This is a genomic window from Micromonospora sp. NPDC050200 (assembly GCF_040656135.1).
Classification (GTDB): Bacteria; Actinomycetota; Actinomycetes; order Mycobacteriales; family Micromonosporaceae; genus Micromonospora.
The window spans coordinates 1-9,198 of the sequence record NZ_JBFALG010000115.1; the positions used below are offsets into that span (position 1 = coordinate 1).

13 protein-coding genes and 1 pseudogene are annotated in these 9,198 nt (G+C 66.0%); 4 read left to right on the forward strand and 10 right to left on the reverse strand.

Annotated features, from left to right (window positions below; translation table 11 throughout):
- Positions 1 to 350 precede the first annotated feature (350 nt).
- Together AB0I41_RS33880 and AB0I41_RS33885 are read right to left on the reverse strand one after the other, a co-directional pair.
- Positions 351 to 575 (reverse strand): hypothetical protein, encoded by a 225-nt coding sequence (locus AB0I41_RS33880; protein WP_357115198.1) that lies wholly within the window; start codon positions 573 to 575, stop codon positions 351 to 353.
- A gap of 53 nt (positions 576 to 628) precedes the next feature.
- Positions 629 to 1,054, reverse strand: a complete 426-nt coding sequence (locus AB0I41_RS33885) for a VOC family protein (protein ID WP_357115200.1) — start codon at positions 1,052 to 1,054, stop codon at positions 629 to 631.
- Positions 1,055 to 1,138: 84 nt separating this feature from the next.
- Here AB0I41_RS33885 and AB0I41_RS33890 point away from each other — a divergent pair, with 84 nt between their 5' ends.
- Positions 1,139 to 1,435: a DUF664 domain-containing protein gene (locus AB0I41_RS33890; protein WP_357115202.1), complete on the forward strand. Its 297-nt coding sequence runs from the start codon at positions 1,139 to 1,141 to the stop codon at positions 1,433 to 1,435.
- Between the two features lie 219 nt (positions 1,436 to 1,654).
- On the forward strand, positions 1,655 to 1,966 hold the full coding sequence (locus AB0I41_RS33895) for a TraR/DksA C4-type zinc finger protein (RefSeq protein WP_357115221.1): 312 nt from the start codon (positions 1,655 to 1,657) through the stop codon (positions 1,964 to 1,966).
- 155 nt (positions 1,967 to 2,121) lie between these two features.
- Here the strand turns inward: AB0I41_RS33895 and AB0I41_RS33900 are convergent, their stop codons facing one another.
- From AB0I41_RS33900 to AB0I41_RS33910, 3 genes are all read right to left on the reverse strand, one after another.
- Positions 2,122 to 2,886 carry a hypothetical protein gene (locus AB0I41_RS33900; protein ID WP_357115204.1) on the reverse strand — a complete coding sequence of 255 codons (765 nt, stop codon included), beginning with the start codon at positions 2,884 to 2,886 and terminating at the stop codon, positions 2,122 to 2,124.
- A gap of 227 nt (positions 2,887 to 3,113) precedes the next feature.
- The gene (locus AB0I41_RS33905) at positions 3,114 to 3,395 is read right to left on the reverse strand and encodes a hypothetical protein (protein ID WP_357115206.1); all 282 of its coding nucleotides are present in this window, start codon (positions 3,393 to 3,395) and stop codon (positions 3,114 to 3,116) included.
- A 41-nt stretch (positions 3,396 to 3,436) separates the two neighbouring features.
- Positions 3,437 to 3,631, reverse strand: coding sequence for a hypothetical protein (locus AB0I41_RS33910; RefSeq protein WP_357115208.1), 195 nt, complete (start codon positions 3,629 to 3,631; stop codon positions 3,437 to 3,439).
- Positions 3,632 to 3,744: 113 nt separating this feature from the next.
- On the opposite strand from AB0I41_RS33910, the gene AB0I41_RS33915 reads away from it, so the two are divergent.
- A complete protein-coding gene (locus AB0I41_RS33915; protein WP_357115210.1) occupies positions 3,745 to 4,350 on the forward strand; it encodes a YdeI/OmpD-associated family protein in 606 nt (201 codons plus the stop codon).
- A 98-nt stretch (positions 4,351 to 4,448) separates the two neighbouring features.
- Here AB0I41_RS33915 and AB0I41_RS33920 read toward each other — a convergent pair whose 3' ends face one another.
- Positions 4,449 to 4,682: a hypothetical protein gene (locus AB0I41_RS33920; RefSeq protein ID WP_357115223.1), complete on the reverse strand. Its 234-nt coding sequence runs from the start codon at positions 4,680 to 4,682 to the stop codon at positions 4,449 to 4,451.
- Here AB0I41_RS33920 and AB0I41_RS33925 point away from each other — a divergent pair.
- A pseudogene (locus AB0I41_RS33925) lies at positions 4,620 to 5,853 on the forward strand (IS110 family transposase). The gene AB0I41_RS33920 and the pseudogene AB0I41_RS33925 sit on opposite strands and share 63 nt — an antisense overlap.
- A gap of 139 nt (positions 5,854 to 5,992) precedes the next feature.
- Here AB0I41_RS33925 and AB0I41_RS33930 read toward each other — a convergent pair.
- The 4 genes from AB0I41_RS33930 to AB0I41_RS33945 all read right to left on the reverse strand — a co-directional run.
- A complete protein-coding gene (locus AB0I41_RS33930; protein WP_357115213.1) occupies positions 5,993 to 7,306 on the reverse strand; it encodes a hypothetical protein in 1,314 nt (437 codons plus the stop codon).
- A 202-nt stretch (positions 7,307 to 7,508) separates the two neighbouring features.
- Complete coding sequence (locus AB0I41_RS33935; RefSeq protein ID WP_357115215.1) at positions 7,509 to 8,117, reverse strand: class I SAM-dependent methyltransferase; 609 nt, start codon at positions 8,115 to 8,117, stop codon at positions 7,509 to 7,511.
- 218 nt (positions 8,118 to 8,335) lie between these two features.
- Entirely contained in the window at positions 8,336 to 8,599 is a 264-nt protein-coding gene (locus AB0I41_RS33940) for a hypothetical protein (RefSeq protein WP_357115217.1), read from the reverse strand.
- A gap of 139 nt (positions 8,600 to 8,738) precedes the next feature.
- On the reverse strand, positions 8,739 to 9,198 hold a 460-nt coding region (locus AB0I41_RS33945; RefSeq protein ID WP_357115219.1), incomplete at its 5' end, for an SDR family NAD(P)-dependent oxidoreductase.

The window sequence follows — 9,198 nt, forward strand, 5'->3', positions numbered from 1 at the left end:
ACGCCGACATCATCCGCGAGTCCCTGGACGGTGCCAAGAGCATGGGCTAACAGTGGCATGGTGAGGGCGCGTTACGCCGCGCCCCACACCATCAGTACGAGGACGCGGGGCGCCTCCAGAAACAGCGCCCCTCGAAAGGGCGCATCCTTCCCGCGCCCCGAGCCACAGAAGGAAGTCAACGCCGTCGCCGGCCGGGTCAACGTGCTGCATCAACGTCCGCAATTGCCGCCCTACGCCGCGACACCACCAACATCGTCATGTACTCCAGGCCTCCGCGAGACCTCGGCGGCGATGCAAGCATCATGCCGATGAGACACATCGCAGTCCTCACGCCTGTCTTCGGGTCGCTTTCAGCGGTTCTGGCGTTCGATGCCGCGCCGGACGAGGCCGCGGATGCCGGGGAGGTTGATCGCTCGGATTGTGACGTCGTTCATCCAGACGTGGAACCGGCTCGGTGGCGCGTACTGGTACATGCCGCGATGGGCGAGCGCCTGCCTCTTGACGATCTCGGGGCGTAGGCCGGTCTCCCATTCCCCATCCGGATCTGCCGCGATCCGCGCGCTACGCGGCGTCACGAAGTGCTGACTCGGTCGGCATACGCACATGCCGATGACCGGTCGGCGGGTCCTCAGGTGAGGCAGAACTCGTTGCCCTCGATGTCCTGCATGACCATGCACGCGTCGGTGCCGTCGTACAGCAGTCGCTCGCGTCTCGCGCCGAGTGGGACGAGCCGAGCGCACTCGGCCTCGATGGCGGCCAGCCGCTCTTCGCCCTCAAGGTCATAGGCGACCCGCACGTCGAGGTGGACGCGGTTCTTGACCACCTTGCCTTCGGGCACGCGCTGGAAGTACAGACGCGGGCCGACCCCCGAGGGATCGACGCAGGCGAACCACGAGCCCTGCTCCTCGGGCGGCATCGAGTGCTGAAAGTCGTCCCACGTTCCGAAGCCCTCGAGAGGCGGCACGACGTACCCCAGCACCTCACACCAGAACCGACCGACGCGCTCGGGTTCGATGCAGTCGAAGGTGACCTGGACCTGCTTGACCGATGGCATGGACCGACACCCTACCGCCGCCTGCTACCACCAGACTGGGTGGGGTATGCACTCCATGGCGCTGGCTGGCGTTGGGAGACTCAAGTGCACGCTCATGCCTGGGAATGGCGCACTGGAAGCCTGGACGCTCCCGAGGACCTCTACACAACGTGGCGAGACGCTGTCGAGCGGTCGCGCGAATTGGTCGCTGAGGTCGTCGGGAAACGTGGACTCGACGGACCGGCGTCCTTTACCTGGCCGGACGGACGTACCCCCACCGTCCGCGACATGTTGTTGGACATGATCGAGGAGTACGCGCGACACACAGGCCACGCGGACATCCTGCGTGAGGCCGTGGATGGCCGCGTGGGCGAAGGTGCGCCCGAGAGCTTCACAATCTAGAACATCCGCATCTGCCGCCGTTGGTGCGCAATGGCGGGCCCGAGCGTGTCACTGGCGGTGACCAGCCAGGTCAGGCCGGGACTTCCGGTCGTAGCCGATGTGTGCGCGCCCGATCTCGGCGACGGGTGGCCGTTGGTGGACCCGGTCGAGCGCTTCCGCAACCCCGACGGCCGCGGAACGTACCGTAGAACGGTGACCTTCGACGGCACTCGCGCTCAGCTGGAGCGATTGCGTTCAGCGGTCGCCGACGAGGTGAACGGGCTCGCGGCAGACCTGCACGCCGTGTTCGAGGCCAGCCAGGACTCCAACGCCGACGACGAACACGACCCCGAGGGCAGCACAATCGCCTACGAGCGCGCACAGCTCACCGCCGTCCTCGCCGCAACCCGCCGCCGACTGGCCGACCTCGACGAGGCCCTGACACGCCTGGACTCAGGCACCTACGGCATCTGTGAACGCTGCGGCCGCCCAATCCCCACCGACCGCCTCGCAATCCGTCCGTTTGCACGCACCTGCGTCTCCTGCACATGACCACCCCGTGCACGCCGGCACAAGGGAACCGAACCGCAGGATCAGCCGCGCACGGAACCTGACCGGCTCACGACTTTGCCGAGATGCGTGCGTTCCCCGACGGTGCGGCTGACCAAGCGAAAGCGATTGTGGCGGGCGTTGCGGACCCGTGGCGGTCACTCGAACGTCAGACGAGCGTTCCAGGCACCGCTCCAGCCACCCCGCCATACCGCGAGTCCAGCGTAGGTGAACACGCATCCCACTCCCACACCCCAATCAAGATCACTGCAACATAGGGTGGGATCGGTCAGAGTGTCGCGCAGACCGTCTACGCCGATGACCGTGAATTCGTCGCTGGCAGCCTCGGAGTAGCGGCGTACCTCGATCAAGCCATCGCGGACGAAGGGCAGCAACGCTGCCAGATGCCGATCGACCCAGTCCAAGCGCTGCGTGGCGTCCAGCTCGGCCGGCGGGCCGTCCCAGATACCGAACGGCCCGGTCAGCATCCCGCTAGCCTCGGCGGCGCAGACCAGGACCTCGCGCTGACCTACGTCCAGCTGGCCCCAGCGGAGAAGATCGCTGCTGTCTGCCGTGGGGTATGCGCCGTCGAACCACTGCTCCCGAACGAACCGAGGGACGGACAACCGGAACTGGGATGGCGTATGCGGTGGCCAGAGCCAGTTTTCCGCCTTCGCGAGGACCGCGCGCAAGCCGCTGCCCTCGACCGTCGTGTCGGAGACGGAGGGAGCCAGGCCGGCCGACTCGCGGACGGTCAGCAGGCCACGGTCGACGAGATCCGTGGTCACCGCGGCGAGCAGCGGCACCAACATCCGCTGCTCGTGCTCGGTATAGCTGCGCGCCGGGGGCGCCCCATCGGCCCCCGCCCAGCGCATATCCACCCCGTAGACCTGCACCGTCCCGGCGAGCCAGCTGTCCGACATCGCGCGACGCAGCAAGGTCTGCTCAGCGGGTGTAAACGAGCCCCACGAGTGCATGACCCCCTCGCCTTCCTCCCCGACCGCGAGCCTCTAGCGCCGACCACCACCGAACTGCCAGCCAGAGGGCGCGGTGGCCGATACTAATCTGCCGCGATGCGCGCGCCCGGCAGCGCCACGAGGGGCTGCGCTGATCGGTGTTTGGATCTGCCGATGACCGGACGTAACGACACTTAGCCGAGGGCAGCACTCAACCGATCGAGCCAATCCTCTTCGGCTAGCCCGGCCTCGACAAGGACATCTCGCCAATCCTGTTCAGCCTCAGCCGCCGCGATGAGGAACCGCCGGCTGTCACCGCCGGCGAGAAGCACGACCGCCGCTTGAACACGCTCGGTCTCCTCCGCGCTGCGCTCAAGGAACGGCAATTGAAGCGCGGCCAAGAGTTCCAGGATCGTCTCGGCTTCCGATGGCCAAAAGTCGCTACGCACCCGATGCTCCAAGCGGCGAGTCAGCATGTGGCCGAGTATGCCCAGCCAGGTCAACAGCGGCGATGCATTCACATGTCGCAGACCGAGCGGTTGAGGTGCGCGGCTGGATCGCCGGGCGTGGCCGGCTCGTACGGCGTCTGGCCGCCACTGTGGATGGCGCTGGCGATTGTCAGAGGCCCGTGGTCGTGGACGACGCTCGCCGCAACCGGCACCTGCACGAGGAGTCCGACATGCCGGCCCGACGTCGAGACCGTCCTGAGCATCGAGGTCCTGCCCCCGACGGTCCGCCGAGCGACCGGCGCGCCGCCAGCCCGGCGAGTCGGGCTGACCCACAGGCAGAGGCTGCGGCCACGGCGCAGCCGTTAACCTCACCGTCATGGCGAGCGCTGAACTGGATGAGTTGATCGTCGCGGACGCCGACGCGCTGCGGGCGTGGTTGTCGGCCAACCACGCCACGTCGCCCGGTGTCTGGCTCGCCCTGACCAAGAAGGGCGGCACAGTCACGACGGTGACCTGGCAGCAGGCGGTCGACGAGGCCCTGTGTTTCGGCTGGATCGACGGGCAGGCCCGTAAACGGGATCAGGAAACCTCCTGGATCCGGTTCACCCCTCGCAGGCCCCGCAGTTCCTGGTCACAACGCAACGTCGCCCACGTGGCCCGGCTGGAGGCGCAGGGGCGAATGCTGCCACCAGGCCGCGTCGCGGTAGAAGCCGCCAAGGCGGACGGGCGGTGGGCGGCCGCCTACGCCCCGCCGTCGGAAGCCGAGGTGCCGGCCGACCTACTCGCCGCCATCGCTGCCGACCCCGCCGCCCAGGCGATGTTCGACGTGCTCACCAAGACCAACCGGTTCGCTCTCATCCACCGCGTCAATGCCGTCAAACGGGCGCAGACCCGCGAGCGGAAGATCAGCGAGTTCGTTGCCATGCTGGCCCGTCACGAGACGATTCACCCGCAGAAGACCAAGCCTCCGAACTCGCCGTGATGACGCCTTCATGATCATGTGCACTCATCTAATGGGTTCTGCCAGCCTGCGGGTGCAGGATGGCTCCGGTAGCGGCTGGCGGGTCAGCACTCCACTCATCAGGCCTTCGAGGTCTTGCGGCAGACCGTGCGCCCGCTGGTCGTGAGGAGGCTGGACAGCTGATGGGATGACGTGCCCTGCAAGCTCTGCGGTGAGCACTTGGCCATTAGATCGCTGAAGTCTCTTCCACGCTGCCATGGACGGTACTGTCCATTGAGGAAAGAGGCGTGATGCTGTATCTGGGAGACGATTGGGCCGAGGACCACCACGACGTTGAGCTCGTCGACGACCACGGGCCAGGCTTGCCCGCAAACGACTGCCCGAAGGCCTCGAGGGTGTCACCCGGTTGCATGCGTTAATCGCCGAACGGATGCCGGCCGAGTGGGCCGACCTCGACCCGGCCGAGGCCGCAGCCAAGGTGCGGATCGGTATCGAGACCGACCGCGGCCCATGGGTGCAAGCGCTGCTCGCGGCCGGCTATCAGGTGTATGCGATCAACCCGATGTCGGTGGCCCGTTACCGCGAACGGCACTCCACCTCGGGTGCGAAGTCCGACGCCGGCGACGCGCACGTGCTTGCCGAGATCGTGCGTCTCGACCACTCCCATCACCGCCCGGTTGCTGGTGACAGCGCCGATGCTGAGGCGATGAAGCTCGTGGCACGCGCCCATCAGACGTTGATCTGGGACCGCTCGCGGCAGATGCTGCGGCTACGCAGCGCGCTGCGCGAGTTCTTCCCCGCCGCCCTGGACGTCTTCGACGACCTGACCGCACCGGATGCGTTGGAGTTGCTGGCCCGTGCGCCGGACCCTGCTCGCCCGCGAGGCTGTCGCGGTCGCAGATCGCCGCGGCGTTGCGCCGGGCGAACCGCCGCGACATCGACGCCAAGGCCGCCCAGCTGCAACAGCGGCTACGCGCGGCACAGCTGCGCCAACCGACACCAGTGCAGGCCGCTTACGCGGCGATCGTCGCCGCCCAGGTCCGGCTGATCACGGCGCTCAACACCGAGGTCGAGCAGCTCGGGCAGGTGGTGGCCGACCATTTTGGCCGGCACCGGGACGCTGACCACTACCTGAGCCAACCCGGCCTCGGGGTAGTCCTCGGCGCCCGGATCCTCGGCGAGTTCGGTGATGATCCGCGTCGCTTCACCGACGCAAAAGCCCGCAAGAACTACGCCGACACGTCCCCGATCACCCGCGCCTCCGGCACCCGCACAGTCGTGTTGGCCCGCTACGCCCGCAACCGACGACTCGGCGACGCCGTCCATCAGTGGGCGTTCTGCGCGCTGAAAGGCTCACCCGGCGCCCGCGCCTACTACGACAGCCCGCGCGCCCGCGGCACCGGCCACCAAGCCGCACTACGCCAACTCGGCAACCGCCTCGTCGGCATCCTCCACGGCTGCCTCAGGACCAACACCGCCTACGACGAAGCAACCGCCTGGGCCCATCTCCGACCAACCACTTGACAACCCCAGAACATGGGATGTCTGCCGCCGTCAGTGCGCGCTGACCGCTCGTCGGCTCGTCACCCTCCGCGCTGGCGGTCGTCTCCGTGGCTAGCATCCGGACATGCCGATGTGAGTGCCCGTGCATTCGTTGAGCTGGCTATAACTTGGTCTGTTGCACGGTGACAATGCATTTCAGGGCAGCTGCCATGGCAGACCAGTCCTGGTGCGGTAGCGGGCCGCCATGCGCTACGGCTGTCCGGACCTTGCGGCGATAGTTCTCTTGGACCTTCTTCTTGTTTCGCTTGTCGACGAAACGGGCCTCGTACTGGCCAGGGTCGCGGTGGTGGGCGGCCAGATCCATCAACAGCGTGACGTTGTCGTCACCGCGGATTGTGTCAGATCCGAGATACATCTCGACGCACCCGGAGATTCGTGCATTTCTCGGATCCCCAGTCGACTGTTGCCGACCTTCGAGAGGTGGGAGGCGGACGAGCAGATCGTCGGGTACTGGCACAGGCGGAAACTGCATGATGACGATGTTCGGTGGCAGCGCGACAGCCTTGAGTTGCCTCAAGGCATCACTCGCGGCGCCATCGTCATCGAATGCGGCGACGATGCGGTTCGTGATACCTGCTGCGGCGAATGCTTTAACGGTATTGACCAGCGCTCCTGCGCTGCCCTCGGATTTGGCGCGGGGGTCGAGGAATCGCACGAGGTCGGTCAGGTGTGGATACAGCAACTTAAGGCCGGCGCTAAGGAACTCGGCGTCGGTGCTGCCCTCGGTCAGTACGACAATCGGTGATCTGGCTGACGATTCGGCTGTCCACCGTTCTTGAGCGACTGATGGCATTGTGTCCAGTTCGTCCTTAACAAGCCAGCCGTCATGCACCAAGTCTGAAACGTCGAGAATCACCTCGATGTCAGGCACAGCGTGAGTCACAAGCCGCAAGCGGTGCCATCGGGCATTTTCTGCTTCATCAGGAATCAGGTTCAGCAGCCACTTTCCTGATCCGATGACGGGCTCCTGATCGGGGGGTTCGAACACAGCTTTGCTTTGTTTAGCGGCTGCTGACGCTATCGCCTTGAGCCAACGATCAGTGTCAAGCTCGGCGAGTGCCGCCTGTTCAGCCTCCCAGCGTTCGACCCACTCTGGATTTATTCTGCCCTTGCCTTCGAACCAAGGCGGACTGTCAAGGTTCTCGCCGATCGATTGCCTCAGAACCTCGAGTGCAGAATCGCTGTCGAAGCCAAGGATGTCGAGCCGGTCTGCGATCAGACGTCCGGTGGCCTTGTACTCGAAGAACTCAACGTCATAGTCAGGCTTGCCACCGAGCGCGTAGCGAGTTGAAGCTCGCCCGATCGAAGCGGAGTACATTCCGTCCTGGAACAGGCAAATGGGGTCATTCGGGACCATGTCCTTGAAGAAGAATAATGTGAACGGTCCGGCACTCAGTTCACCCCAACTGCCCATGGTCATCCATTTTGGGGCTTCAGCCTGCCGACGCGCGAACGGATTTGGTCTCCTCTCTGACGCCGAACCACAACGTCGCGATCAACGAGCGAGTCGGTGCACTCTCATGCCGCGATCCGCGCGCAACGCAGCGTCACGGCTGGTGGCCGGGTTCGGCATCCGCTCATGCCGATGTGAGTGCACGGAGGCTCGCCGACTCAGCTCACCCTTCGGTCGCGATTGCCGCGATGGCGGCGTGTGGCCGATGAGTGCCTTCGCTGGGCCGCTGCAGGCGCTCAACTTCCGTGAAGCCGGCTCGCGCCAGTCGCTCGGAGAACTCGTCGACGGGCCAGCGATACGCGGTCACGACCTTGTGGTCGAAGGCGGCGACCTCGTCACCTACGAAGAGACCAAGCACTAGCGTCCCGGCCGAAGCCATTACTCGCCGGAACTCAGCGAGTACGCCGTCGAGATCTTGCGGCGGCAGATGGATCAACGAGCCCCAGGCCAGGATGCCGGCGACGGAGTGGTCGGCAACGTCGAGATTCTCCATCGACCCGAGTTCGTAGCTACCGCTCGGATGGGCCGCCTGCGCATGGGCGATGAACTCGGGGACCATGTCGATTCCCGTTGCGTCGACGCCCAGCGAGCGAAGGTAACCGGTGATATGGCCAGGCCCGCAGCCGAGATCGAGCACCGTGCCAGGTCGGCCCGCCAGATGTCGCCCGATGAAGGCGAGGTCGTCGGCGTGTACCTGCTCGGGTGTACCGAACAGCCCGATGTAGAGCTCGGCGACGGACGCGTATGCCTGACGGACCTGTTCCATGTGCACTGCACGACTATATGAGCCCGGATTGGGCAGGGCAGCCCGGTACCAGCGCCGGAAGCACGTGGATTTTGGCGGTGCCCGCACCGCCACCTGACGCCGCCGCACTTGCCAGCCGAGGCGCCAGGGTCACACATCCTGATCTGCCGATGATCGGACGTCGAGGTTGGATCCACCGCAAGGGTGCGACCCTTTCGGAGCGACGCGGTCGCGTTTCTCCGTCGTCAACCCGCTGCGGGCAGGCCGACGAGGTCGGCGCTGACCTGCCAAAGGCGTGCGGCAGTAGCCTCGTCGTAGCTGCGTTTGGACGACCTCTGCGGCCCGCCCTTCGTGAGGTACAGCCCCGTCCGGCCTTGGAGGGCTGGCGCGGAGGCGAGCTGGATCGAGGTCGCGGCGCCTCGTGCCGGTGATGTCATGAACGCGCGCAGGAAGGGGATGAGCAGGCGTTGGGATCGGCTGGGGTCCTCGGCTCCGAACGACGTGCTCACGAGGCCAGGGTGGAGAGCGTTGGCAGTGACGTCGCCAGCCGAGAGCCTGCGGGCGAGCTCGTAGGTGATCAGGACGTTCGCGAGTTTTGACTGGTTGTAGGCGCGTGCTCCGGAGTAGGAGCGCTCACCTTGGAGATCGTCAAAGTCGATGCGACCGAGTCTCTCGGCGTTCGATGCGACGGTCACTACGCGGGACGGGGCGCTCCGCCTCAGCTGGTCGAGCAACAGGTTGGTGAGCAGGAAGGGGCGCCAGGTGGTTGACCGCGAAGGTGTGCTCGAGACCGTCGGGGGTGATCCTCCGGGTGTTCCAGTAGCCCCCGGCGTTGTTGACGAGGACATCGATCCGGGGAAGGCGCTCTAGCGCCTCGTCCGCCAACCGTCGGACCTCTGCCTGGGAGGACAGGTCAGCGACGAGAGAGTCCACCTGTCCGCCGGCTGCGCGGACCTCAGCGGCCGCCGCCTCCGTGCGCATGCGGTTGCGACCGGTGATCGCGACGCGCGCACCTAACTTGATCTTTAACCCGTGCGGCGTGGCCGGGGATTGACGGACTTCGTCTTCGTTGCGGTCGGTGTCTTGGCGTTCGGGGTGGTCGCGGTGT

What these genes read in the sequence shown, in the direction of transcription:
- AB0I41_RS33885 (WP_357115200.1), bottom strand. Translation starts at nt 1,054, where the DNA reads ATGCCATCGGTCAAGCAGGTCCAGGTCACCTTCGACTGCATCGAACCC.
- AB0I41_RS33900 (WP_357115204.1), bottom strand. Translation starts at nt 2,886, where the DNA reads ATGTCGGACAGCTGGCTCGCCGGGACGGTGCAGGTCTACGGGGTGGAT.
- AB0I41_RS33905 (WP_357115206.1), bottom strand. Translation starts at nt 3,395, where the DNA reads ATGCTGACTCGCCGCTTGGAGCATCGGGTGCGTAGCGACTTTTGGCCA.
- AB0I41_RS33910 (WP_357115208.1), bottom strand. Translation starts at nt 3,631, where the DNA reads ATGCTCAGGACGGTCTCGACGTCGGGCCGGCATGTCGGACTCCTCGTG.
- AB0I41_RS33915 (WP_357115210.1), top strand. Translation starts at nt 3,745, where the DNA reads ATGGCGAGCGCTGAACTGGATGAGTTGATCGTCGCGGACGCCGACGCG.
- AB0I41_RS33930 (WP_357115213.1), bottom strand. Translation starts at nt 7,306, where the DNA reads ATGGGCAGTTGGGGTGAACTGAGTGCCGGACCGTTCACATTATTCTTC.